Raw genomic sequence first — 26,342 nt, 5'->3', positions numbered from 1 at the left:
GGGAAGCGCCATGCAGGACGCCCTGTGGAGGATGTCGGCCGCCGCGCAGGCGGAGGCGGTACGCGGCGGGAAGGTCTCGGCCGTCGAACTGGTCGACAGCCACCTGGATCGGATCGCCTCGGTCAACCCGACGGTGAACGCGGTCACCCAACTCCTGGCGGAGCGCGCGCGTGAGGCCGCGGGCCGGCTGGACCGGCGGCGGGCGGCCGGTGACCCGCTGGGGCCGCTCGCGGGCGTGCCCTTCACGGTGAAGGAGAGCACCGCGATCGAAGGCGTGCCGACCACCTTCGGCACGGCGCGCTTCCGCGACCTGGTGGCGTCCGCCGACGCACCCCCGGTGGCCCGACTGCGCGCGGCGGGGGCCGTCCCGATCGGCCACAGCAACCTCCCCACGCTGATCCTGGCGGGGATGCACACGCGCAGTGAGCTGTACGGCGACACGGTCAACCCGTGGGACAGCGGCCGGACCCCGGGCGGATCCAGCGGTGGCGACGCGGTGGCCGTGGCCACCGGCATGGCGGCGCTCGGGCTCGGCAACGACTCCGGCGGATCGGTGCGCATCCCGGCCCAGTTCTGCGGTGTGGCCGCACTGAAGCCGACCACGGGCCGGTTCCCCGCCGACCACCGGATCCTCGGTCCGGACGACCCCGGGCCGGCGTCCCAGATGCTCGTCACCGACGGCCCGTTGGCCCGGAGCGTGGGCGATCTCGCGCTCGCCTACGAGGTGCTCGCCGGGACCGATCCGCGCGACCCGCGGGCCGTGCCGGTGCCCGCGTACGGCGAACCGCTCCCCGGACGCGTGAAGGTCGCGGTGGTGGCGGACCCCGGCGGGCACGGCGTCCACCCCACGGTGCGCGCAGCCGTCACGACCGCGGCCGACGCGCTGCGCGACGCCGGATACGACGTGCGCGAGGTGGCGGACGTGCCGCGGCTGGACGAGGCGCTCGACGCGTACGGCCGGATCACCGTGACCGAGTTCGCCCCGAACTGGCCCGTGGTGCGCACGCTGCTCGGCCGGGGCGGGGACCGCTACATCGCGATGATGATGGAGCGGACCCCGCCCGCGAGCGCGGACGCGTTCATGAAGCTGATGGGCACCTGGCTGAACATCCGTCGCTCGTGGGCCGAATTCCTCGACGAGTACCCGCTGTTGCTCGGCCCGGTCTTCACCGAGCCGCCGGTCGAACCGGGGCTGGAGTCGCGTGACAGGGCGGGCCGGGACCGGGTCGGGTCCGGTATGCGGCTGTGCACGGTGACCAGCTTCGTGGGCGTACCCGGTGTGGCCGTACCGACGGGGACGGTCGACGGGCTCCCCTGCGGGGTGCAGATCGTCGGGCGCGCGTTCCGGGAGGACCTCTGCCTGGCCGCGGCCCGAGCGGTCGAGGACCGGCTCGGCGTACTCACCCCGATCGACCCGCGCACAGGAGGGTGAGGCCGGGCCCACCGAGCCCTCGGGCACGGACGCGGCTCAGGTACCGGGGGCCACCAGGTCCCGGGGGTCCGTGTTGGCCCCGCAGAGGATGACGGCGACCCGGTCGCCCAGCGGCCGCGGCGCGGTGCGCAGCGCCGCCGCCGCGGTGGCCGCGCCCGCCTCGACCACGATCCGGTGCTCCTCCCAGAGCGCGCGCCGGGCGGCCGTGATCTCCGCGTCGGGGACGAGGACCGAGGTCACGTTCTCCTCCTGGGCGGCGGCCAGCGCGTCCGCCGAGACCCGGGTGGCCCCCAGGGAGTCGGCGGCGACCGATTCCACGGCCACGTCCACGACCCGGCCCGCCGCCAGGGCCGCGTTCAGGGCCCGGCAGTTCTCCGGCTCGACCGCGACGACCCGTACGCCGTGTGCGCGTGCGGCGGTGGCGACCCCGGCGAACAGTCCGCCGCCGCCGACCGCGACGACCACCGTGTCCAGTCCGGGCAGGGCGGCCCGGATCTCCTCCAGCAGGGTTCCGGCGCCCGCCGCGATGAGCGGGTGGTCGTAGGCGTGGCTGCTCAGCGCGCCGCTCTCGGCGGCGAACTCCTCGCAGGCGGCCAGCGCCTGGGCGTACCGGTCGCCGACGAGCCGCACCTCGGCGCCGTACCCGCGCAACCGTTCCACCTTCACCCGTGGGGCGTTGGCGGGCAGGAACACGGTCGCGGGCACGGACAGCGCGCGGGCCGCCCAGGCGCAGGCCAGCCCGGCGTTGCCGCCGGAGGCGATGGTGACCCCGGCGGCCGGGAGGGCGCCGGCCTCGTGGTGGGCGGCGAGGAAGTTGCGGGCGCCGCGCGCCTTGAAGGAGCCGGTGTGCTGGAGGTACTCCAGCGCGTACCAGACCCCCGCCTCGGCGGCGGGCGCCACCGTGACGGGGCGGATCCCGCCCGCGATCCGGTCGGCGGCGGCGCGGACGGCGGCGTGGTCGAGCTGCTGGGCCGGTGCTGCGGGCATGGGCTGTCTCCCCATCAGGTGCGGGTGGTGGGCCGGGTGGACCGGGCGGGTGCGGCGGACTTGCCGGGTGCGCCGGCGGGCCGGGCGGCCTCGATCAGCTGGCGCAGGGCCCCGTAGTAGACCTCGTGGTCCGTCAGGGGAGGCAGTACGTCGGGCAGTCCGCCGGAGAGCACGGGGAACTGCTCGGGATCCAGCGCGGCCAGGGCCGCACGCGAGGCGGCGGTCGCCGAGGCCGGATCCCGGTGGTCGACGAAGGCCGCGCTCCCCAGGGTGAGCAGGTACATGCGGCGGTAGGTGGTCATCGCCTCGGCGAGGGTCATCCCGGCAGCCACGCTGTCGGCGAGCGAGGGCTCCACGAGCCGCGCCAGCAGTTGGCGACCGAGCCAGGGCCGGCCGCCGCGCAGCACCAGCAGTCCGGGGTGGGCGGTGAGCAGCAGGTACAGCGCGCGGAACCGCTCTTCGGCGGCCTGCGCCCAGTCCGTGCCGGCCGGGATCTCGGGGAGCTGCCCGGCGAGGTGCTCGGTGCACAGGTCGAGCAGGCCCGCGAGGTCGACGCAGCGACGCTGGACGGTGGCGTGCGAGACCTCCAGCCGGTCGGCGAGGGTGCGGAAGCTCAGGTGGCCGGGCCCTTGCTCGTCGAGGATCCGCAGGGCGGCGACGGCGATGGCCTCCGGGGTCGCACGGTCCAGGGCGGCTGATCTTCGCGGCATGAGATACACCGTAACATACGACGTATCTACACTTTCGTGTGACAGCGATTGCAGCCATATTGCTGGTCATCGGCCGACAACCAGCGACTTGTGTTGACAGTGGGTAATCGCCTCGCTGCACTGGGCGCACGACTGCCCCCACGTCAAGGAGACTCCGTGCCGCCTCGCCTGCGTGCAACGCTCCCCTGCCTGACCGCGGCCGCCCTGTTCGCCGTCGCGCTCTCCCCCGCCCCGGTGGCGGCCGAGCCCCGGGCGACCTCGGACACCCCGCTCGCGCTCACCCCGCCCATGGGGTGGAACAACTGGGCGCACTACATGTGCGACATCGACGAGGCCAAGGTGGTGGCCAACGCCGACGCGCTCGTGTCCACCGGGCTCGCCGCCAAGGGCTACGACACGGTGACCGTCGACGACTGCTGGATGACCAAGAGCCGTGACGCGCAGGGCAGTCTGGTCGTCGACACGGCGAAGTTCCCGCACGGCATGGCCTGGCTCGGCGAGTATCTGCACGCCAAGGGACTGAAGTTCGGCATCTACCAGGACGCGGGCTCCCTCACCTGCGAGAAGTACCCCGGCAGCGGCGCCCCCCAGGGCGGCGGCCCGGACCACTACGCGCAGGACGCCCGGCAGTTCGCCTCCTGGAAGGTGGACTACGTCAAGATGGACGGCTGCAACCTCTGGGTCCCGGAGGGCGCGACCAAGGAGGAGGCCTACCGCGACGCCTACAACGCCGTCGCGAAGGCCCTGCGGGACAGCGGCCGGGACATGATCCTGTCGGCCTCCGCGCCCGCCTACTTCCAGCAGGGCGAATGGGGCGGCTCCGACTGGCACAAGGTCCTCGACTGGGTCGGCGAGACCGGCCAGCTGTGGCGCGAGGGCAAGGACATCAAGGTCTACAACCCGGCCGCACCGACCACCTCACGGTGGAGCGCGGTCCTGGGCAACTACGGCTACAACCGCTGGCTCGGCCGGTACGCGGGCCCCGGCAACTGGAACGACCCCGACTTCCTGATCGCGGGCGCCCCCGGCCTCACGGCCGCCGAGAGCCGCAGCCAGGTCGCGCTGTGGGCCATGATGGCGTCCCCCTTCATCCTCTCGTCCGACGTCTCGAAGCTGACCCCGGCGGGCCTCTCGGCCCTCGGCAACACCCGGATGATCAACCTGGACCAGGATCCGATGGGCCGTCAGGGCTCCGTGGTCTCCTCCAACGCCACCTTCGAGATCCTGGTGCGGCCGCTCGCGAACGGCGACCGCGCGGTCGCCGTGCTCAACCGCTCCGCCACCACCCGGGACATCGACGTGCCGCTCGACGAGATCGGCCTGACCGACTGCACCGCCGGCGCCCAGGACCTCTGGAGCGGCACGAGCCGCGAGATCTCCGGCACGCTGACCGGGAAGGTCGCCGGGCACGACACCGGGGTCTGGCGGCTCAGCCCCCGCGGCTGCGCCGAGGCCGTACCGACCGGGCAGATCGTCGGTGACGGCGCCCGGTGCGCCGACGGTGCCAACACCAGCGGCGTCGGCGCCGTGGTGATGGCCGCCTGCACCGGGGCCCCCGACCAGCGGTGGACCGTGGGCAAGGACGCGCGCCTGCGGCTGGCCGGCGAGTGCCTGTCGGCGGGCGTCGACCGCCTCGTGGAACTGGCCGACTGTGCGACCCGCCCCGAGGAGCAGCCCGGCCAGAGCTGGACGCAGCGCCGTGACGGAGCCCTGGTGGAGGAGGTCAGCGGGCTGTGTCTGACGGCTCCGACGGCCACCGCCCCCGCCGAGCGGCTGCGGCTGACCGACTGCGGCGACCACCGGGTCGACCAGGCCTGGGCCCTGCCGGTCTGACGGCCCGGTCGAACGGATGAGGAACTCGACGCATCGCGGCGGGCGCAGGCCGAGGACCCGGCGCCCGCTCGCCCTCGCCGCGCTTCCGGCGGCGCTGCTGGCGCTGATCTGCGCGGGATCGCCCGCACGTGCCGACGTACGGACCGACGCGCACGCGGACGGGCACACGGACGCGCGCCCGGGTGCCGTCCGGGGTCCGGGCCACGCCCGCACCTTCGACGTCGCGCCCGCGCGGGCCGCCCTGCGTCGGCTGCTTCCGCGCCACTGGGGGCAGTTCACCCTGGTCCCCGACACGGCCGCCGCCGCCGACACCTTCACCGTGTCCGGCACCGCCGGCGCGATCACCGTCCGCGGCAGCACCGGAGCCACCCTGCTCACCGGGGTCGGCTGGTACCTCCAGCACGTCGCCGGGGTCGACATTGGCTGGCCCGGCGACAGCATCGGCATGCTGCCCGCCCGGCTCCCGGCGGTGCCTTCCCCGGTGACCCGCGGTGCGCAGGTGCCCCACCGGTACGCGCTGAACGACACCGACGACGGCTACTCCGGCCCGTACCGCTCCTTCGAGGAGCACCAGCGGCAGATCGACCTGATGGCCCTGCACGGCATCAACGAGGTGTTCGTGCAGGTCGGCGCCGAGTACCCGTACCACCGGGCGCTCCAGGGGTTCGGCTACTCCGCCGCGGAGCTGCGGCAGTGGATCCCCGGCCCCGGCCACCAGAGCTGGTGGCTGCTGCAGAACCTGAGCAATTTCGGCGGGCCGGTCACCGAGCGGCTGATGCGCGAGCGCGCCGAGCTGGGCGGGCGGATCGCCGAACAGCTCCGCGGGCTCGGCATGACCCCCGTACTGCCGGGCTACTTCGGCACCGTGCCGCCCGGGTTCGCCACGCGCAACCCGGGTGCGGCCACGGTGGCGCAGGGCGACTGGGCGGGCTTCGACCGCCCGGACTGGCTGGACCCCGCCTCGCCCGTGTTCGCGAAGCTGGCCGCCGCCTACTACGCCGAGCAGCGCGCGGTGTTCGGGGACAGCGCGATGTACCGGATGAGTCCCCTGCACGAGGGCGGGCAGACCGGCTCCGTCGACGTCGGGGCCGCCGCGCACGCCATCCAGGGCGCGCTGCACGCGGCCCACCCCGGGGCGCTGTGGGCGGTGCTGGGCTGGCAGGACGACCCGACGGCCGAGCTGCTGGCCGGGGTGGACACCTCGAAGCTGCTGATCCTGGACGGGCTCTCCGACCGGTACAACCGGCTGGACCGGGAAGCCCGTTGGGGCGGGGCCCCGTACGCCATGGGCACCATCTACAACTTCGGCGGGCACACCACGGTCGGCGCGAACAGCTCCGTCTGGATCGAACGGTTCGGGCCCTGGCGGGACAAGGCGAACAGCGCGCTCGCCGGGATCGCCTACCTGCCGGAGGCCACCGGGACCAACCCGGCCGCCTTCGACCTCTTCACCGATCTGGCCTGGGAGCGCGGGCCGATCGACCAGCGCGCGTGGTTCGCGGACTTCGCGGCCCGCCGCTACGGCCGCCCGGACACCGCCGCCGCCGCGGCCTGGGAGGAGCTCCGCAAGGGGCCGTACAGCACCTCCTCCGGCCTGTGGTCGGAGTCGCAGGACAGCCTGTTCACCGCCCGGCCGAGCCTCACCGCGGCGGGAGCGGCGTACTGGAGCCCCCGGTCCATGCGCTACCCGGCGGGTTCGGTGCGCAAGGCCCTGGACCACCTGCTGAGGGTGGATCCGGCGCTGCGCGGCTCCAGCGCCTACCGCTTCGACCTGGTGGACACCGCGCGGCAGGCCCTCGCCAACCACTCGCGGGTGCTGCTGCCGAAGATCAAGGCGGCCTACGAGGCCGAGGACCTGACCCGCTTCCGCGCCCTGACGGCCGAATGGCAGGACGGGATGCGGATGTTGGACGCCGTCACCGGCTCCGACCCGGCCTTCCTCCTCGGCACCTGGCTGTCCGGGGCCCGCTCCTTCGGCGCGGACCGGGCCGAGCAGGACCGGTACGAGTACGACGCCCGCTCACTGCTGAGCGTGTGGGGGCGTCGTAGCACCAGCGAGGGCGGATTCCTGCACGACTACGCGAACCGCGAATGGAGCGGCCTGATCTCGGAGTTGTACGCACCCCGGTGGGCGCACTACTTCGCTTCGTTGGACGAGGCGCTGGTGAAGAAGGCCGCGCCGCGGGAGATCGACTGGCACGCCTTCGAGGCGGAGTGGGCCGCACGCACCACACGGCACCCGAACCGCCCGACCGGTGACCCGTACCGACTGGCCGCACAGATCGCCGAGGCCCTGCCGACGGCCGCCGCCACCCGCTGACCCTCGTGCACCGGTCCGCCCGAACCCCGGGCAGGCCGGTGGCGCGGGTTCATGCGCTCGGTTTCCGCCTCGCCCGCGCGGCTCCGGCGGCCACCACCCCGAGGACGGCGATCGAGGCGGCCGAGGCCAGCAGGGTCTCCCGGGCTCCGAGACCGGCCACCAGCGGGCCGCCCAGCACGGTACCGAGCGGCACCGCGAGCACCCGGACGGCGGAGCTCGCCGCCAGGGTCCGGGGAAGCAGTTCCGGCGGGGTCGAACGCTGGAAGAGGGCGGTGGACAGCGAGGCGTACGGGGGCCAGAGCAGCCCGGCGGCTGCGAACCCCGCGACGGCGACCGCCGTCGGCGCGCCCAGCCCCGTCGGCAGCAGGAAGACGCCGAACGCGACGACGATGCCGGTCGTGACCGGCCACACCGGAAGACGGTTCAGGTAGCCGGTCAGGACGGAGCCGAGGACTGCGCCGACACCGAACGCGGTGTAGAAGGCGGCCAGCAGGCCCGCCGAAGCGCCCGGTACGTCCGACACGTACAGCGGCAGGGCCACGTACACGGGACCGAAGAGGCAGAAGAAGGCGAAGCTCAGGGCGAGCAGGCCCAGCAGGGCCGGGGTGCGGCGGATGACGGCGAAGCCCGCGGTCCGGGAAGCGCCCTCCTCGGCTGCGGGCGCGTCGTCACGAGGCACGCCGAAGAGGAAGGTGGCGGCCAGGACGAGGAAGGTCGCCGCGTCGACGGCGATCACCGTCGCGGCGCCGCCCCACAGGATCAGGGCGCCCGCGAGCGGCGGGCCGAGGACGGTGGAGAGCGAGCCGATGCCGGACAGGACGGCGTTGCCGGCGAGGTGATCGCGCTCCGGCAGCAGCCGGGCCACCAGGGTGTGGGCGCCGGCCTGGCCCCACGCGTGCAGGACGGACGACAGGGCGAGCAGGGCGACGTACGACTCGATGCTCAGCACCCCGAGGGCGTGACACACAGGGATCGCGCCGAGGGCGGTGGCGCGCAGCAGGGCGTCGCAGGCGACCAGTCGGGCCGGGGAGCGGCGGCGCAGGAACCGGCCGAGGAGGACGGCTCCCGCGGCGCCCGACAGCGTGTAGGCCGCGGCGGCCAGGGCCACCCACATGCCGCGTTCCGCCACCGGCGCGATCTCGATCGCCAGCCAGCTCACGGCGACCACCGCCATGCCGTCGCCGAGGGACGAGACGGTGAACCCGGGTAACAGGCGGCGCAGCGTCGCGTGGGTGAGTACGGGCCGGTAGGGCGAGGTACGGACGGTCCGGTCGGATTTCAGGGGCACGGTGTCCACGCTTTCGGGAAACGACGGGGAACATGTCGTCATCGTTGCCGCGGGTCCGGCCGTCGCCTCGGCCCGTTCGCTCCGGGCATGGTCCTTTCACCCTGGGCGCAAGACGCCGGCGCCGACCGGCACGGCGGCGGCACGGGAGGGCCCGGGCGCGGGACACTGGCCGTGTGGAGGCACACCCGAGCCGTTCCGGGCGGCCGCGCCGGGCGATGGGCGCCGTCAGCGGGATCGTCGCAGCCGTGGCCGGACTGGCGTCCGCGCAGCTGGCCGCGGCCGCCGGCCGGCCCGAGGCCTCACCGGTCACGGCCGTCGGCGGGGCCGTGGTCGACCTGACACCGGTGGCCGTCCGGGAATGGGCCATCCGGCTGTTCGGCACCTCCGACAAGCTGGTGCTGGGCCTCGGCATCCTCGCCGTCCTGGCCGCGCTCGCCGTCGGCACCGGGCTGCTCGCCGTACGTCACCTGCCGGCCGCGCTCGCCGTCACGGGCGGTTTCGGGCTGGTGGGGGCGTTGGCGGCGCTCAGCCGGCCGGAGGCCTCCTGGCGGGACGCGCTGCCCTCGCTCGTGGGTGCCCTGGTCTCGGCCGGCGTGCTGTATCTGCTGGTCACGGCCGCCGGACGGACCCGCCCGGCGGGAGCACCGCAGGGCCGGGCCGACTCGATGGACCGCCGCCGCTTCGGCCGCCTGGTGGTCGCCGTCCTGGCGGCATCGGCCGGGGTCGGAATCGGTGCACGGCGCCTCGGCGCCCACGGTTCGGCCGACGCCACCGCCTCCCGGGCCCGCTTCCGCCTCCCCCGGCCCACCGTGCCCGCGCCGCCGGTGCCCGCCGGAGCGGATCTGCGGGTGCCCGGACTCGGCCCCTTCCTCACCCCGAACCAGGACTTCTACCGGGTGGACACCGCGCTGGTCGTCCCGCGCGTGGACGCGGACACCTGGCGGCTGCGCATCCACGGGGAGGGGGTGACGCGGCCGCTGGAGCTGGATCTGCGTCAGCTCCTGGCCCGGCCGGTGGTCGAGCACGACATCACCCTCACCTGTGTGTCCAACGAGGTCGGCGGCCCGTACGCGGGCAACGCCCGCTGGCTCGGCGTACGCCTCGGGGACCTGCTCCGCGAGGCGGGGGTGCGACCGCCGTCCCAGGGCGGGACCGCCGACCAGTTGGTGGCCCGTTCCGTGGACGGCATGACCATCGGGACGCCGGTCGAGGCGGTCATGGACGGCCGGGCGGCGCTGCTGGCCGTCGGTATGAACGGCCGACCGCTGCCCTTCGCCCACGGCTTCCCCGTCCGGATGGTCGTACCGGGCCTCTACGGGTACGTGTCCGCCTGCAAATGGCTCGCCGAGCTACGACTGACCACCTTCGCCGCCTACGACGCCTACTGGGTGCGCCGGTCCTGGGCGCAGCAGGCGGTCGTCAAGACGCAGGCGCGCATCGACACCCCCCGCCCGTACGCCGACCTGTCCCCGGGCCGGGTGGCGGTCGCCGGGGTGGCGTGGGCCCAGCACCGCGGGATCGAGCGGGTCCAGGTACGGGTGGACGGCGGCCCCTGGCAGGAGGCACGGCTCGGGACGGCGGACGGCGTGGACACCTGGCGCCAGTGGGTGTGGCCCTGGCAGGCCACCCCCGGGCGACACCGCCTGGAGGTCCGCGCCACGGACGGCGCGGGCGCCGTCCAGACGGGCGTCCGCACCGGTACCGTCCCGGACGGGGCGACCGGGTGGCACACGGTGGACGTGAACGTCCGCGCCCTGGGCTGAGCGCCGCGGCCGACCCCGGAGGCGGGCTCCTAGAGACGGACCGGCAGGGACTGGACGTTGTTGCTGATGAAGCTGTTCTGGTAGGGGAGTTCGGCGTCCGGGACGGCCAGGTCGAGGTCGGGGAAGCGGGTGAAGAGCCGTTCCAGGGCGATCGTGGCCTCCAGGCGGGCGAGCGGGGCTCCGGTGCAGTAGTGGGCGCCGTGGCCGAAGGCGAGGCTTCGGGCGGCGGTGGGGCGGGTGATGTCGAAGCGGTCGGCGTCCGAGCCGTGGAAGGACTCGTCCCGGCCCGCGGCGCTGTACCCGGCAAGCACCGGGGTGCCCTGCGGGATCACGGTCCCGTCGACGGTCAGGTCGCGGGTGGGGTAGCGGAAGGGGAACCAGCTCACCGGGGTGTCCCAGCGCAGGGTCTCGTCCACCACGTCCGACCAGGTGGCCTTGGCGTCCAGGACCAGGGCCAGCTGGTCGCGGTGGGCGCACAGCGCGCGGACCGCGTTGACGATGAGGTTGAGGGTGGTCTCGTGGCCCGCGACGAGCATCAGCCGCATGGTGCCGATGAGTTCGACCTCGGTGAGCCGGTCTCCGTCGTCCTCGCGGGCGGCGATCAGCGCGCTGGTGAGGTCCTCTCCGGGATTCGCGGCGCGGGCGGCCGCGATCGTGCCGGTCAGGGCCATGAGTTCCTGAAGGGCGACCATCTTCTCGGCCGGAGTGATGTCGGTCGCGATGATCACCCTGTTGGTGAGGTGGTGCAGCCGGCCCCGGTGCTCGGGGTCCACGCCGAGCAGTTCGCAGATGACGTTCATCGGGAGCGGGAGGGCGAAGTGCTCGTACAGGTCGGCGGTCCCGTCCGGGGACTCGGCCGCGGCCCGGCCGAGGTCGTCGAGGAGTTCGGCGGTGAGCTGCTCGACGCGCGGCCGCAGCCGTTCCACCTGGCGGATCGTGAAGGCCTTGCCGACGAGCCCGCGCAGGCGGCGGTGGTCGGCGTCGTCCGCGGTGTGCATGCCCTGGGCGTTGGCGAAGACGCGCAGCGGCCAGTCGGCGGGGATGGTGCCGTCGTGCAGGGCGGGGAAGTGCCGCGCGCCCTTGGCGACTTCGGGGTGGGCGAGGAACTCCTTCAGCGCGTCGTGTCCCAGGACGACCGCTCCGGGGACCCCGCCGGGGAGCACGACCTCCGCCACCGCGCCGTGCTCGGCGCGCAGCCGGGCGTTGAGGGCGTGCGGGCAGCCGCCGGCGGGGTCGATCACGTGCGGGGCCGGGCCCTGCGGGACGGGTGAGATGGGGGACGACACGCCGGTTCTCCTGACCTGATGGACGGAACTCGGTCAACAGTGCGGCCTCGGGGGCGGGTTGGACAAGCCCGCGCCGGCCCCGTCTCAGAACCAGTTGAGCGTGAGGGTGAAGGTGGTGCCCGCAGTGGCTCCGGTGGCATCGCTCGCGGTGGCGGTGACCTGGAAGGCACCGTTGCCCCATGGCTTGCCGGTGATCCGCCCGGAGGCGCTGTCGAGGGTCAGCCCCCAGGGCAGTCCGGTGACGGCGTACCGGACGGGTGGCTTCGCCCCGGTGGTGGCGAGCTGGACGCTGCAGGGCCGGTTGAACGTGCACGTCTGCGGGCCGGGGTCGGTGAACTTCAGCCCGCCCGGGGTGGGGGTCGGCGTGGGGGTCGGGGTGGGGGTCGGGGTCGGCGTGCCGCCGCAGCCCGGGGTGGCCTCCGGCGGCAGCGGGACCCGCCAGATCTGGGTGTCGTTCTCCGAACCCACGAGCAGGTTCGCGCAGTCGGCGTAGGTCACCGTCTCCCCCTGCGACTGGGCCGGGAGTACGACGTCCGCGAGCTTGACCCCGGCCGTGTCGTACACGGAGGCCGTGTCGGTGCCCAGCGGGCCGCCGCTGCGCAGGGTGTACGAGGCCCCCGTGGGCGAGAAGGCGCCGTCGGTGGCGAACACGGGGCCGGACCGGACCTCGGTGAGGGTGTTGACCTGCCCGGTCACCGGCGGCAGCGGGGCCTGGTACAGCTTCCCGGCGGCCCCGACGAGCTTGCTGGCGACGTAGAGGCGGCCGGTCACGGGATCGGCGAGCAGGGACTCGGCGTCGTGCCTGCCGTCGGCGTAGGCGAAGCGGTACGTCACGGGCGTGACCGTGGCGTTCGTGAGCTGATCGGGCTCGGCGAACCGGTGCACGGTGATCTCCGCGCGCCCGCTGAAGTTGTCCCCGATGTCGCCGACGAGGACGGCCGGGGCGCCGTTCGCGTCGGTGCCGAGCGCGAGGCCTTCCCAATCGGTGTTGCCGACACCGGAGAGGGTGAGGGTGGCCAGCAGCCGGCCGGTGGCGGTGGTGCAGTCGACGGCGAAGACCTGGTTGGTGTTGCCGCTGTCGTTGACGGCGTAGAAGACCCCGGGATGTTTGCGGCTCATGGCGAGGCCGCTGAGTTCGGCGAGGCCGCCGGGGATGGTGCACTTCTTCTCCGGTGCGAGGGCCGCGGCGGCGGACGCGGTGGAGGGGATGGAGGGAGTGGAAGGGGTGGAGGCGGTCGCGGTGGCCATCCAGGCGAACGCGGACAGGAGCGTGGCGAGGCCCGCGGTCGCGAGGGCGGCGGCCCGTGGGGGTGTCAGGAGTCGGGGCATGCGCACAATGTGAGGGGACATCGGTCGGCCTGCCAGACCCGATCCCGCCCTCTTCGAGCATCGTTCAATGCCGCGGGGGCATGTCAGGTCAGCGCACCGGTTCCCGGACCGGCGCCTTGTGACCGGCCTGCGCGATGAACGCGCGGGCCGCCCGGCCGAGCGGCCGCCGGGCGTGGGCGATGCCCACCGGCCGCAGCAGCGGAGGCGTGAAGGACCGGATCTCGGCCCGGCTCCCGAAGGCCCGCAGCACCACGTCCCGGTACCAGATGAGCGAGCCCCGACCGTCCGTCACCCCCGTCACCCAGGCGAGGCGTTCGTCGACCTCCAAGGTGGGGAGGGGCCGTACGCCCAGGCAGCTGAACATGGCCTCCATCTCGGTGCGCCGGCCGGTCCCGGGCGTGGGCAGCACCATCGGCAGCCCGTCGAGCATGCGCAGCGGCATCGGGTGCGGCAGCCGGGAGCCGGGCGGCGATATCAGCACCACCTCCCGTTCCTGGATGAAGTGGGTGGAGAGCTCCTTGTCGACGGGCAGGTCGACCAGGGCCAGTTCCGAACGCCCCTGGGTCACCTCCTCGACCAGGGCCTCCCTGCTGCCGTGCTGCCGGAGTCGGACGTCGACGGTCGGGTGCCGTGCGGTGAAGGCCGCGATCAGGTCGGCGGCCAGGTCGAGGGCGAGGGTGGGGGTGGTGACCAGGCTCAGGACCGCCCGGGCGTCCCCGCCGTGCGGGGTCCCGATGTCGTCGATGGCCTCCACCGCGTTGAGCACCGTCCGGGCCAGCCGGACGACCCGGGCCCCCTCCGGCGTGAGGTCCACCCCCCTTCCCCGGCGGGCCAGGAGTTCGACGCCGAGATCGCGCTCCATGGCCTGCACGGCCCGGGACAGCGCGGACTGGGCGACGAAGACCGAGGCGGCGGCGCCGGTGATGGATCGGCAGTCGGCGACGGCGACGAGGTAGCGGAGCTGCGCGAGGGTGGGGGTCATGACCGGACGGTAACCGCGCGAGGCTGTACCTGTAAGGGCTCGTCGGGTGAACAACCGGCAGCTTCCGGCGTGCTGGTCATGCCCGGTCGGTGGCTACGCATGCCGGGGCGGCATGTCCGCCTGCACCCGGTACGCCGGCCCGCGCGGCGGAGGCGACCCGGCCGGACGGAGAACGTCGCAGGCCACCGGCTCGGCCGGGGGGTGTCGGGGCCCTGCCCGGGCGGGATTTCGGGTGGCACGTGTACGTCGCGAGTGCGAAGCATCGTATTCCGCATGGCTGTTGACAGTGCAGGGCGGCCACCGCACGATGCAACGCGGCATTGCGGGTGATTGACCACGGTTCAATCCCGCCGTACCCGCGGCGGGTGGCCCGGCCGGTGCGTGTGACCGCCACCGCACTCCCCCGTCCTCCGCCCTGCCCCGCACTGCCGCTGCACGGCTCGTCGGCACGCCCGCTCGCCCTGTTCGGCCGCTCGCCCCGCTCAGCCGCTCGCACCGTTCGGCCGCCCGCCCGTTCGGCGGTGCGCCTGCTCGTCCGTTCTTCCGTCCTGCACTGCGCCATGTCACACAGCATTGGAAGAGGAGCGCCCGTGACCCCCCACCCGCAGCCCGCCGCCACCCGTGACCTGGTCGTCGCCGTCAGCCCCTTCGAGGAACCCCACCCGGCCGTCGTGACCGCCGCCGAACGCGCCGGGGCCCTCGGCCTGCTCGACCTCGGCCGGGACGCCGACGCCGCACGGCGTGGTGTGGCGGAGCTGGGCCGCCGGCTCGCGGGCGGCGCCCGGTACGGGGTGCGGGTCCCGGCCGGCTGCCCGCTCGGGCCCGGAGAGCTGCCCGCCGCCGTGGACACCGTGTTGCTCGCCGACCCCGCCTCCCACACCCCCGGGCAGGTGGCCGCCTGGGTCGCGGCGGCCGGGCGGCCCCGGGTGTGGGCCGAGGTCACCGGCGCGGCCGAGGCCCGGACGGCCGTCGCCGCCGGGGCGCACGCGCTCGTCGCCAAGGGCCACGAGGGAGGCGGCCGGGTGGGGGCGGCCACCACCTTCGTCCTCCTCCAGCAGCTCCTCGACGACCCCGCGGTCCGGGTGCCCGTGCGGGCCTGCGGCGGGATCGGCCCGCACACCGCGGCCGCGGCCGTCGCGGGCGGGGCCGCCGGGGTCCTGCTCGACGTCCAACTGGCCCTGACCACCGAGGGCGAGGTGGACCTCTCCGAGGAAGTGGGCGCCGCACTACGGGCGATGGACGGCTCCGAGACCCGGCTGATCGACGGGCACCGGGTGTTCGCCCGACCCGACCTGCCCGAACCCGACGGGCCCGTACCCACCCTGCTCGGCGCCCGCGACCTGCGGACCCAGCTGCTTCCCGTCGGGCAGGACGGCGCCTCGGCGGCCCGCCTGGCCGCGCGGTACCGGACCACGGGCGGCGTCCTCCAGGCCGTACGGGCGGCCGTCGCCGGACACCTGGAGGCCGCCGTACGGGCCCGCCCCCTGGCACGCCCCTTGCCCGTCGCGCAGGGCCCGATGACGCGGGTGAGCGACCAGGCGGCCTTCGCCGCGGCGGTGGCCACCGCGGGCGGGGTCCCGTACCTGGCGCTCGCGGTGATGGAGGGCCCCGACGTACGCCGACTGCTGGCGGAGACGGCCGAGCGGCTCGGGGACCTCCCCTGGGGCGTGGGCCTGCTCGGCTTCGCCCCGCCCGAGCTGCGGCGGGAGCAACTGGCCGCCGTGACCGAGGCCCGCCCCCCGTACGCGATCATCGCCGGCGGCACCCCGGCGCAGGCGGCCCCGCTGGAGGCCGCCGGGATCCGGACCCACCTGCACGTCCCCTCCCCCGGCCTGCTGGAGCGGTATCTGGCCGAGGGGGCACGACGGTTCGTCTTCGAGGGGCTGGAGTGCGGCGGACACGTCGGGCCGCGCGCCTCCTTCCCCCTGTGGGAGGAGCAGATCGAACGGCTCCTGGCCTGCCCCGAACCGGAGGCCCTGGACCTGCTGTTCGCGGGCGGCATCCACGACCAACGGTCCGCCGCGATGGCGGTGGCGGCCGCGGCCCCGCTGGCCGACCGGGGCGCACGCGTCGGGGTGCTGATGGGCACCGCCTATCTGTTCACCGAGGAGGCCGTCACTGCGGGCGCGGTCCTGCCGGGCTTCCAGCGCGCGGCGGTGGAGTGCGCGGACACCGTGCTGCTGCACACCGCGCCGGGACACGCCACCCGGTGCGCGGCCACCCCGTACGCCGAGACCTTCGAGGCGACCCGGCGGCGGCTCACGGAGAGCGGTGTCGAGCAGCGCACGGTGTGGGAGGAGCTGGAGCGGCTGAACCTGGGCCGGCTGCGGATCGCGAGCAAGGGCCTGCGCAGGAGCGCCGACGGGGGCGGGCTGGAGCCGGTCACCGAGGAACAGCAGCGCGGAGACGGGCTGTTCATGCTGGGTCAGGCCGCCACCCTGCGCGGGGCCACCACCACGATCGCGGCACTGCACGCGCAGGTCACCGAGGGAGCCACCGCCCTGCTGGAGCGTCGGGCCCGGGAGCTCGCCGAGGCCGGGCCGACGGCGCCGGAGCCGGCGGCCGACCCGCTGGACATCGCCATCGTCGGGATGGCCTGCGCCTATCCGGGCGCCCCCGACCTCGCCGCCTACTGGGCGATGGTCCTCGCCGGTACCGACGCCGTCACCGAGGTACCGGCCGAACGCTGGGACCCGGAGCTCTACTACGACGCCGACCCGGCCCGAGCCGGTGAGCGCACCCCCTCCCGCTGGGGCGGCTTCCTCGGTCCGGTGCCGTTCGACGCCCTCGCGCACGGCATCCCGCCCGCCTCGCTCGCCGGGATCGAGCCGGTGCAGCTGCTGGCCCTGGAGATCTCGGCGCGGGCCCTCGGGGACGCCGGCTACGGCAAGGACCGTGCCTTCGACCGCTCCCGGACCTCGGTGGTCTTCGGCGCGGAGGCCGGTACGGAGCTCGCCGGCGCCTACGGGCTGCGCGCCCTGCACCCCGCCTACCTGGGGGAACTCCCGGCCGAGTTGGACGCGCAGCTGCCGCGCCTCACCGAGGACTCCTTCCCCGGGATCCTCGCCAACGTCATCGCCGGGCGGGTGGCCAACCGGCTGGACCTGGGCGGCGCGAACTGCACGGTCGACGCCGCGTGCGCGTCCTCGCTCGCCGCACTGGACCTGGCCTGCCGCCAACTGCGCGATCACGACAGCGACATGGTGCTGTGCGGGGGCGCCGATGTGCACAACGGCATCAACGACTACCTGATGTTCGCCTCCGTCCGCGCCCTGTCCCCCGGCGGCCGCTGCCGGCCCTTCGACGCGGCCGCCGACGGGATCGCGCTCGGCGAGGGCGTGGGCGCCCTCGTCCTGAAGCGGCTCGCGGACGCGGAGCGCGACGGCGACCGCGTGTACGCCGTGATCAAGGCGGTCGGCGCCGCCAGCGACGGCCGTTCCCTCGGTCTGACCGCGCCCCGACCGGAAGGACAGCGGCGGGCCCTGGAACGCGCGTACGCCCGGGCCGGCGTCACACCCGCCCAGGTGGGCCTGATCGAGGCGCACGGCACCGGCACCGTCGTCGGGGACAGCACCGAACTCTCGGTCCTGAGCGAACTGTTCACCACGTCCGGGGCCGAGCCCGGGTCCTGCGCGCTGGGCTCCGTGAAGTCTCAGCTCGGGCACACCAAGTGCGCGGCCGGGCTGGCCGGGCTGATCAAGGCGGCCCGAGCGGTCCACACGGGCGTGCGGCCCCCGACCCTGCACATCGACACGCCCAACCCGGCCTGGCGGGCGCAGAGCAGCCCGTTCTCCTTCGACAGCGAGGCCCGGCCCTGGCCGGTGCCCGCGGAGCGGCGGATCGCCGGGGTGAGTGCCTTCGGCTTCGGCGGCACCAACTACCACGCCGTGCTCGCCGGTCACGTCGGCTCGGCGGAGCCCCGGCACGGCCTGGAGGAGTGGCCGGCGGAACTGTTCTGCTTCCGCGGAGAGGACCGGCGGGCGGCGGGTCGGGCGATGGACCGGCTGGCCGCGCGGCTGGAGGGGAACGACGCGGCCGGCCGGCCGTGGGCGCTGCGCGACCTGGCGGCGGAGACCGCCACCGGCCCGGGCCCGGTCCATGTCGCGGTCGTGGCCGCCGACCTGGACCAACTGGCGGTGCGCCTGGAACAGGCCCGCGCCTTCACCGCGGGCGCGGGGGTCCACGTACGGGAGGAGGGCGCGGACCCGGGCGAGGTGGCGTTCCTGTTCCCCGGCCAGGGCAGCCAACGCCCGCGCATGCTCGCCGACCTCTTCCTGTCCTTCCCCTCCCTGCGACAACTGCTGGACGAGGCCCCGCCGCCGGTGGTGTCGACGATGTTCCCGCCGACCGCGTTCACCGCCGAGGGTCGGGCGGCGCAGCGGGCGGCGGTCACCGACACCCGCGTGGCCCAGCCGGCCCTCGGCCTCGCGGGGGCGGCGGCGCACCTGCTGCTCGGCGCACTCGGCGTACGGCCGGACTGCGTGGCCGGCCACTCGTACGGGGAGCTCACCGCGCTCTGGGCGGCCGGGGCCTACGACACGCAGAGCCTGCTGCGGCTGAGCGCGCGCCGAGCCGAGGCGATCCTGGCGGCCGCCGGCGCCGATCCGGGATCGATGGCGGCGGTGTCGGCCACGCCGCAGGAGGTGCGGGAGATCGCGGCCCGCGCCGGATGCGTGGTGGCGAACCACAACGCGCCCCGGCAGTGTGTGATCTCGGGCCCGACAGCGGCCGTCGCCACGGCCGTGACGGCCCTCCGTGAGGCGGGCCTGACGGCCGAACCCCTCCCCGTGGCCTGCGCCTTCCACAGCACGGTGGTGGCCGGGGCGGCGCGAAGTCTCGCGGCAGAACTGACAACGACACCCGTCTCGCCACCCCACACCCCGGTCTGGTCGAACACGACGGCGGACCGGTACCCGACGACGGCCGAAGGGGTACGAAGCCTTGCCGCACGCCAGGTCGCGGAGCCGGTCCGGTTCGTGGAGCAGGTGGAGGCCATGTACGCGGCCGGTGTCCGGACCTTCGTGGAGGCGGGGCCCGGCCGGGTCCTCTCCGGTCTGGTCGGCCGGATCCTGCACGGGCGGCCGCACACGGTGGTCCCGCTGGACGTACCGGGCGAGCACGGTCTGCTCCGGCTGGTCACCGCGGTGGCGGAACTGATGGCGGCGGGGGTTGCGGTGGACCCGCGGGCCCTGTTCCGCGGCCGTACCTCCCGCCTCCCGGAGCACGCCCCGCGTCGGCCGGGCTGGCTGGTGGACGGCCACCTGGTCCGCACCGCGGACGGCGCACCGGTCCCGGGCGGCCTCCGCCCGGCCCGCCGGGTGGCTCCGGCCACGTACCCGGGCGGACGAGAAGCGGCGACGCAGAAGGGTGACCGACGCGAGGAAGCCGTACTGGAATACCTGCGCGGCTCCCGCGAGCTGGTCGAAGCCCAACGGGACGTCCTGCTCGGCTTCCTGGGCGCCGGACCCCGCCACGGTTCTGACGGGGTCGGGAGTGTGTCGGGGCGATCCCCGCAGGGCGCCGAACGCACCGCCGCCGCACCTTTTGACCCCGCGCCCCGTTCGGCGCCCGAGGAGACGCCCCGGCGCGCGCCCGGCCCCGGCAAAGCCGCCCCCACCGATCCCGCCCCCGCACCGCAGGGCCCCCGCACCGCCGAGGAGGTCATGGACCTCGTCCTGGAGATCGTCCACATCCGCACCGGCTACCCCCGGGACATGCTCGACCCCGAGCTCGACCTGGAGGCGGACCTGTCCATCGACTCCATCAAGCGGGTCGAGATCATCGGCGCCCTCGCCGACCGCATCGGACTCCCCCAGGATCCGACCAGCGGCTCCGCCGAGTCCGCGGTCGAGGAACTGTCCCGGATCAAGACCCTGCGCGGCATCGTCGACTGGATCACGACCCACACCCCCACCACACCGGAACCCACAACCACACCCGCACCCACACCCGCACCCACACGGCGGCCGACACCGGCCCGCTTGAGCCGACTCCGCGTCGACCTGCTCCCCGCGCCCTTGGCCGACGCCGCCCCCGAAACCCTGCGCGGCCTGCGCATCGCCCTGGTGGACGACGGTCAGGGCATCGCCCGCACCCTCGCGACCGCCCTGGAGGACATGGGCGCCGAGCCGACGATCCTGCCCTCGGCCGAGCCCGGCTTCGACGGCCTCGTCGACCTCTCGGCACTGCGGCCCACCGCCGATCCCGTGCTGCCGGACGCCTTCCCGGCGCTGCGGGAGGTCCTGACGGCCGGAACCCCACGGCTGCTGCTCGTCACCGGGCCCGGCACCCCCGGCGCCGGCCTGCACGGCTTCGCCCGCGGCGCGGCCCTCGAATTCCCCGGCGCGCTGGTCCGCGCCGTGGACATCCGCCCCAAGGAGGACCCGGAACGCATCGCGGAACAGCTGGTGGCGGAACTGAGCAGCGGCGGCGAAGCCGGGACCGACACCAGCGCCTCGGTCGCCTACACGGCCGAGGGCACACGCACCACCCGCCTCCCCGTACCGGCACCGCTCCCGACCCCCCACACCCCCGCCGCACCCGGCACCCCCCACGACCCCCCACCCCTGGACCGCGACTCGGTGGTCCTCCTCACCGGCGGCGCCCGCGGCATCACCGCCCGCACCGCCCTCGCGTTGGCCCGGAGCACCGGATGCCATGTGGAACTCCTCGGCCGCACCCCCGAACCGTCCGCCGGGACGGACGCGTTCGGCCAGGCCCAGGACCGCGTCGCGCTGCGTGCCGCGCTCATCGCCGCCGGGCTGCGTACGCCCGCGGAGATCGAGGCGGCGGCCTCGCGGATCCTCGCCGAGCGCGAGGTCAGGACCACCCTCGCCGCCCTGCGCAGCACGGCGGCCTCCGTCCGCTACCACTGCGCGGACGTCACCGACGAGCGGGCCGTCCGGGCCGTCGTGGCCGACGTACGGGCACGCCACGGTCGCCTGGACGGCATCGTGCACGGCGCCGGCGTGCTGCGGGACGGGCTGCTGCGCGACAAGCGACCGGCCGATTTCACCGCGGTGTTCACCACGAAGGTGACCGGGGCCCGCCACCTGGCCGCCGCGGCGGCCGCGCACGGGGACGGGCCCCCGCCCCGGTTCCTCGTCCTGTTCGGCAGCGTCGCCGGGGTGTACGGGAACCGCGGCCAGTGCGACTACGCGGCGGCCAACGACGCCCTCGACGGTCTCGCGCACACCTGGGCGGAGTCCTTCCCGGGCCGGGTGCTGTCCGTCGACTGGGGCCCGTGGGCGGCGGAGGCGGGCGGGATGGTCTCCCCCGAGCTGGAACGTGCGTACGTCCGGCGCGGGATCCCGCTGATCGATCCGGACGCGGGAACCGCCGCGTTCCTCGACGAACTGGCGTACGGGAGCGACGTACAGGTGGTTCTGATGGCGCAGGAGGGCCGGGGCGATGCCTGAGGTGGAGCGGCGCGGCCCCCGCCCGAGCGATGCGGCGATCGTCGGGATGGGCGCGGTGTTCCCGGGGGCCGCCGACCTGGCCGCGTACCGGCGCAATCTGCTCGCCGGTACGGACTGCGTCGGCGAGGTCCCGCCGGGGCGTTGGGACCCCGAGGTGTACTACGACCCGCGGGGCGCCGCCGGACCGGTGGTGGGCGACCGGTTCTACTGCCGGCGTGGCGGCTTCGTGGACGGTCTCGCCGCCTTCGACCCGACCCGGTTCGGGATCATGCCGGCCGCCGTGGAGGGGGCCGAGCCGGACCAGATGCTGGCCCTGCACGCGACGGCCGAGGCGATCGCCGACGCGGGCGGCGAGGCCCGGCTGCCCGCCGACCGGTCGCGGATCGGGGTGGTGCTGGGGCGCGGCGGGTTCATGGGGGTGGCCACCGCGCGGCTCGACCAACGGGTGCGTACGGCGCATCAGTTGGCGCAGACCTTGCGGGAGCTGGCGCCGGAGCTGGGTGAGCGGCGGATCGCGGAGGTGCGCTCCGCGTTCCAGGAGGCGCTGGGGCCCGAGCGGCCGGACGCGTCGATCGGGCTGGTGCCGAGCTTCACCGCCGCCCGGACCGCGAACCGGCTGGACTTCCGGGGGCCCGCCTACACCCTGGACGCGGCCTGCGCCTCCTCCCTGCTGGCCGTGGACCAGGCGGTGGGGCTGCTGGCCGCCGGCCGCTGCGACGCGGTGGTCGCGGGGGCGGTCCACCACTGCCACATCGCGACGCTGTGGAGCGTGTTCACGCAGCTGCGGGCGCTCAGCCCGAGCGAGCGGATCCGGCCCTTCGACCGCCGAGCCGACGGGACCCTGCTGTCCGAGGGCACCGGGGTGGTGCTGCTGAAGCGGCTGGCGGACGCCGAGCGCGACGGGGACCGCGTGTACGCGGTGATCCGTGGGACGGGTGTGGCCGGGGACGGCCGGGCGGCGAGCCTGATGAGCCCGCTGGTGGCGGGCCAGGTGCAGGCTCTGGAGCGGGCCTGGCGGGAGGCGGGCCTGGATCCGCGGGCGCCGGGCGCGCTGGGACTGCTGGAGGCCCACGGCACGGGCACCCCGATCGGGGACGCCGCCGAACTGGACACCCTGGCCCAGGTGTTCGGCCCGCCGGGGCCGGGGAGCGGACCCGGCATCGGCTTCGGCTCGGTGAAGTCGATGCTCGGGCACACCATGCAGGCCTCGGGCATGGCCGGACTGATCAAGGCGGCCCTGGCCGTGTACGAGGGGGTGCTGCCGCCGACGCTGCACCTGGAGGAGCCGCACCCGGACCTGGCCCGGACCCGGATGCGGCCGGTGCACGCGGCCGAGCCGTGGGAGCGCGGTCCGCAGCCGCGCCGGGCCGGGGTCGACGCGTTCGGCTTCGGCGGGATCAACGCCCATGTGGTGCTGGAGGAGGCACCGACGGCCTCGCGCCCGGCCCCCGCCCCGGCCCCGGTCCGCGGCTCCGGCCGGGCAGCCCCCGTACGTCGTTTCCTGCCGCTGGGAGCCGGGGCCGCGCCGGTCGGTCCGGCCGCGGGGGGCGACGTACTCCTGATCGGTGCGGACACCCCCGAGCGGCTCTCGGCCCGGCTGGCGTCCGCCGCCCCTGTGTCCGGCGGCGACGGGCCCTGCCGGGTCGCGGTGGTCGGGCCCACGCCCCAGCGGCTCGCGCTGGCCGCCAAGGTGGTGGCGCGTGGCCGGCCGTGGCGGGGGCGCGGGGACGTGTGGTTCGCCCCGGAGCCGCTGGGCGGCCGGGTGGCGTTCCTGTTCCCCGGTCTGGAGCCGGAGTTCGCCCCGGTGGTGGACGATGTCGCGGAGCGGTTCGGGCTCGCGGCGCCCCGGCTGACCCGGGGCGGGTCCCTCATGGAGCGGGCCCTCGACGCGATCGGGACCGGCCGGTTCTTCGCCCGCGTCCTGCCCGAACTGGGCATCGAGGCCGATGTGCTGGCGGGCCACAGCCTGGGTGAGTGGGCGGCGATGGTGGCCGCCGGCATGTACCCGCAGGAGGCGGCCGACGCCTTCCTCGACTCGCTGCGGCCGGGCGATCTCCGGGTCCCCGATCTCGTGTACGCGGCGCTGGGCTGCGGCGCGGCGCGGGCGCGGGCCGCACTGCACGACCTGGACCGGGTGGTGGTCAGCCATGACAACTGCCCGCACCAGTCGGTGATCTGCGGAGAACCGGAGCACGTGGGCATCGCCGTCGCGCGGTTGCGCGGTGACGGGGTGCTCGGCCAGGAGCTGCCGTTCCGTTCGGGTTTCCACACCCCGATGTGGGAGCCGTACCTCGGGCAGGTCCGGGCCGCCTTCGGCCGGCTGCCGCTGCGGCCGGCCGAGCTCCCGGTGTGGTCGGCGACCACGTGTGCGCCGTTCCCGTCCGCACCGCGGGACGTGCGGGACCTGGTCGTACGGCATCTGCTGGAGCCGGTCCGCTTCCGCGAGCTGACCCAGCGGCTGTACGAGGACGAGGGCGTGCGCGGCTTCGTCACCCTGGGCCCGGGCAGCCTGCCGGGCTTCGTCGAGGACACCCTGCGGGAGCGCCCGCACCTCTCGGTCTCGACCTCCTCCCCGCGCCTGCCCGGCCTGGCGGCGCTGCGCCGTACCTGCGCCGCGCTCTGGGCCGAGGGACACGCGCCCCGATGGGACCGGCTGGCCGAGGTGGCACCCGTATCGACACCCGTACCGGCGCCCGTACCCACCCGCGTACCGGCACCGGTACCGGCCCCGGTGCGCTCCGCCGGGCGTGCGATGCCGCTGGACCTCGGGTCCCCGCTGGTCCGGCTCGGCGAGCCGGCCCGGGCCGCGCTCGTCGGCCTCCTGGCACCGGCACCGACCGCCGTGCCACCGCCCGCCGCGCCCGCGGGCGACCGGCCGGTGCTGCTGTCGGCCCTGGACGCGGTGCTGGCCGACGCCGGCTCGGCCGCCCGGGCCGTCACCGAGGCCTGGTCGACAGGGGTCCCGGAACCGGCGGCGGCCGCCGCCCCGGCCCCGGCCCCCGCCCCCGCCCCGGGGCGGCAGACCCTGCGGTTGTCCCTCGCCACGCTCCCCTACGTACGGGACCACTGCGTGTACCTCCAGCCCGACGGCTGGCCGGAGGACTCCGACCGGTTCCCCGTCATACCCATGACCACCATGCTGGAGCTGGCCGCCGAGGCCGCCCGGCGGCACGCCCCACCCGGTCTCGTCGTCCTCGGCCACGAAGAGGTGCGGGCCCTGCGGTGGCTCGCGGTCGAACCGGCCGTCGACGTCGAGGTCACCGTCCGCGGTGACGGTCCCGGCCGGATGCGGGTCACCCTCGGCGACCACGCCTCGGTGGTCGTGCTGCTCGGCGAAGGCTACGGAGAGCCGCCCGCGCCCGACGGCACGCCCCTGCGCGAGCCCGGACCCGCCCCGGTCAGCGCCGCGGCCCTGTACCGGGACCGGTGGATGTTCCACGGCCCCCGCTTCGCCGGGGTCCACGAGGTGCGGTCCGTCGGCTCGGACGGCATCCACGGGGTGCTGCGGGCGCTGCCCGACCCGGGCGCGCTGCTCGACGCCGCCGGACAGCTCTTCGGGCACTGGATGCAACTGCGGCTGCCGGTCGACCGGCTGGTGTTCCCGGCCACCGTGGACCGCATCCGGTTCTACGGGCCGCCGCCCGCCGCCCGGGAGTTGGTGACGGCCACGGCCCGGATCCGCGCCGTCCAGGACGTCACCGTGCGCGGTGACATCGAGCTGCGCGGGGCGGGAGGCGAGGTGTGGGCCCGGATCGAGGGGTGGACGTACCGCCGGTTCGGCGCCGACGAGCGGGTCTGGCCGATGAAGTTCACCCCGGAGGTGTGCGGGATCGGCGAGCCCCGGCCCGAGGGCTGGTGCCTGGCCCGGCGCCGCTGGAACGATCCCGCCTCGCAGGAACTGGTGATGCGCCGCTACCTCGGCGCCGCCGAACGGGCGGCCTACGAGGGGCTGTCGCCGCGCGCCCGGGCGCCCTGGCTGCTGGGCCGGATCGCGGCCAAGGACGCGCTGCGTCAGCTGCTGTGGGACGGCGGGGCCGGACCGGTGTTCCCCGCGGAGGTACCGATCGGCAACGACCCGGCGGGCCGGCCGCTGGCCGCATCCCCGTCGACCGCGGGTTTCCGGCTGTCGATCGCCCACAAGGACCGGATCGCGGTCGCCCTCGCCGACCCGGCCCGGCCGGTCGGCATCGATGTCGAGCAGGTGACGGCGGACCCGGACGCGCTGATCCGGATCGCCCTCGGGCCGGCCGAACTCCGGCTGGCCGAGGGGCTGGCCGCCCGTGGCGGCACCGGCCTGGCCGCCGCGCTCACCGCCCTGTGGTGCGCCAAGGAGGCCGCGGCCAAGGCGGCCGGGAGCGGGCTGGGCGGCCGGCCGCGGGACTGGCGGGTGGCGGGGGACCCGGATTCCGGCGCGCTGATCGTGACCTCGCCCGAGGGGGACCCGTACCCGATCCGCACCACAGCGCTCACCACAGAGCTGACCACGGGGCTCACCACGGGGCTCACCACGGGGCTCACCGCACCGCGCACCGCGCCGCTCGCCTCACCCGTCACCGCATCGCCCGGCTCACCGCCCGCCGACACCGTGCCCGACCACGTCGTCGCCTGGACCGACCACCTCGCGGCGCCCTCGCCCGTACCCGTCCCCCTTCCCCTCACGGAGGCCCGTCATGGCAACTGACATCCTCGCCGAGATCACCGGCATGCTCGTGGAGATCGTCGGCGACGAGTACCTGCTCGCGGAGGAGGTCACGATGAAGACGACCTTCAACGAGGACCTCGCCCTGGAGAGCATCGAGTTCGTCGCGCTCGCCGAGCTGCTCCACCATCGCTACGGCGCCGATGTGGACCTGATGGGCTTCCTCGCCGAGAAGGACATGGACGCCATCCTGGCCATGTCCGTCGGCGAGCTCGTCACCCACATCGGCCGGATCACCCACACCTCCTTGGCCCGGGCCGCGGCGGGATCCTCCCCCGCGTCGGCCGGCTGAGCC

At 75.2% G+C, this 26,342-nt stretch carries 13 protein-coding genes; 7 read left to right on the top strand and 6 right to left on the bottom strand.

What is annotated here, in order from left to right; genetic code table 11:
* Positions 1-10 precede the first annotated feature (10 nt).
* The gene (locus OG624_RS33430; RefSeq protein ID WP_326749510.1) at positions 11-1,432 is read left to right on the top strand and encodes an amidase; all 1,422 of its coding nucleotides are present in this window, start codon (positions 11-13) and stop codon (positions 1,430-1,432) included.
* A 36-nt stretch (positions 1,433-1,468) separates the two neighbouring features.
* Here OG624_RS33430 and OG624_RS33425 read toward each other — a convergent pair whose 3' ends face one another.
* Both OG624_RS33425 and OG624_RS33420 read right to left on the bottom strand, forming a co-directional pair.
* Positions 1,469-2,419 carry a serine/threonine dehydratase gene (locus tag OG624_RS33425; protein ID WP_033215303.1) on the bottom strand — a complete coding sequence of 317 codons (951 nt, stop codon included), beginning with the start codon at positions 2,417-2,419 and terminating at the stop codon, positions 1,469-1,471.
* A 14-nt stretch (positions 2,420-2,433) separates the two neighbouring features.
* Entirely contained in the window at positions 2,434-3,129 is a 696-nt protein-coding gene (locus OG624_RS33420; protein ID WP_051762517.1) for a TetR/AcrR family transcriptional regulator, read from the bottom strand.
* 156 nt (positions 3,130-3,285) lie between these two features.
* Here OG624_RS33420 and OG624_RS33415 point away from each other — a divergent pair, with 156 nt between their 5' ends.
* Entirely contained in the window at positions 3,286-4,962 is a 1,677-nt protein-coding gene (locus tag OG624_RS33415; protein ID WP_371640170.1) for a ricin-type beta-trefoil lectin domain protein, read from the top strand.
* 16 nt (positions 4,963-4,978) lie between these two features.
* On the top strand, positions 4,979-7,282 hold the full coding sequence (locus OG624_RS33410; RefSeq protein ID WP_371640169.1) for an alpha-N-acetylglucosaminidase: 2,304 nt from the start codon (positions 4,979-4,981) through the stop codon (positions 7,280-7,282).
* 49 nt (positions 7,283-7,331) lie between these two features.
* Here the strand turns inward: OG624_RS33410 and OG624_RS33405 are convergent, their stop codons facing one another.
* A complete protein-coding gene (locus OG624_RS33405; RefSeq protein ID WP_343299191.1) occupies positions 7,332-8,570 on the bottom strand; it encodes an MFS transporter in 1,239 nt (412 codons plus the stop codon).
* 215 nt (positions 8,571-8,785) lie between these two features.
* Between OG624_RS33405 and OG624_RS33400 the strand changes: the two genes are divergently transcribed.
* Positions 8,786-10,333 carry a molybdopterin-dependent oxidoreductase gene (locus tag OG624_RS33400; RefSeq protein WP_371640898.1) on the top strand — a complete coding sequence of 516 codons (1,548 nt, stop codon included), beginning with the start codon at positions 8,786-8,788 and terminating at the stop codon, positions 10,331-10,333.
* Positions 10,334-10,362: 29 nt separating this feature from the next.
* Here OG624_RS33400 and OG624_RS33395 read toward each other — a convergent pair whose 3' ends face one another.
* From OG624_RS33395 to OG624_RS33385, 3 genes are all read right to left on the bottom strand, one after another.
* Positions 10,363-11,619, bottom strand: coding sequence for a cytochrome P450 family protein (locus OG624_RS33395; RefSeq protein ID WP_244290638.1), 1,257 nt, complete (start codon positions 11,617-11,619; stop codon positions 10,363-10,365).
* Positions 11,620-11,703: 84 nt separating this feature from the next.
* The gene (locus tag OG624_RS33390) at positions 11,704-12,948 is read right to left on the bottom strand and encodes a putative Ig domain-containing protein (RefSeq protein ID WP_371640168.1); all 1,245 of its coding nucleotides are present in this window, start codon (positions 12,946-12,948) and stop codon (positions 11,704-11,706) included.
* A gap of 88 nt (positions 12,949-13,036) precedes the next feature.
* Positions 13,037-13,930 carry a LysR family transcriptional regulator gene (locus tag OG624_RS33385; protein ID WP_033215297.1) on the bottom strand — a complete coding sequence of 298 codons (894 nt, stop codon included), beginning with the start codon at positions 13,928-13,930 and terminating at the stop codon, positions 13,037-13,039.
* A 590-nt stretch (positions 13,931-14,520) separates the two neighbouring features.
* On the opposite strand from OG624_RS33385, the gene OG624_RS33380 reads away from it, so the two are divergent.
* The 3 genes from OG624_RS33380 to OG624_RS33370 are packed head-to-tail and all read left to right on the top strand — an operon-like array spanning position 14,521 to position 26,339.
* Positions 14,521-21,348 carry an SDR family NAD(P)-dependent oxidoreductase gene (locus tag OG624_RS33380; RefSeq protein ID WP_371640167.1) on the top strand — a complete coding sequence of 2,276 codons (6,828 nt, stop codon included), beginning with the start codon at positions 14,521-14,523 and terminating at the stop codon, positions 21,346-21,348.
* Positions 21,341-26,029, top strand: a complete 4,689-nt coding sequence (locus OG624_RS33375) for a beta-ketoacyl synthase N-terminal-like domain-containing protein (protein WP_371640166.1) — start codon at positions 21,341-21,343, stop codon at positions 26,027-26,029. Before OG624_RS33380 ends, OG624_RS33375 begins: the two co-directional genes overlap by 8 nt.
* Positions 26,019-26,339, top strand: a complete 321-nt coding sequence (locus OG624_RS33370; protein WP_030716857.1) for a hypothetical protein — start codon at positions 26,019-26,021, stop codon at positions 26,337-26,339. Before OG624_RS33375 ends, OG624_RS33370 begins: the two co-directional genes overlap by 11 nt.
* Positions 26,340-26,342 lie beyond the last annotated feature (3 nt).

The organism is Streptomyces virginiae, from assembly GCF_041432505.1.
Lineage (GTDB): Bacteria > Actinomycetota > Actinomycetes > Streptomycetales > Streptomycetaceae > Streptomyces > Streptomyces virginiae_A.
The sequence above is the reverse complement of the archived record's forward strand: the minus strand, read 5'-3'. Positions and strand labels throughout refer to the sequence as shown.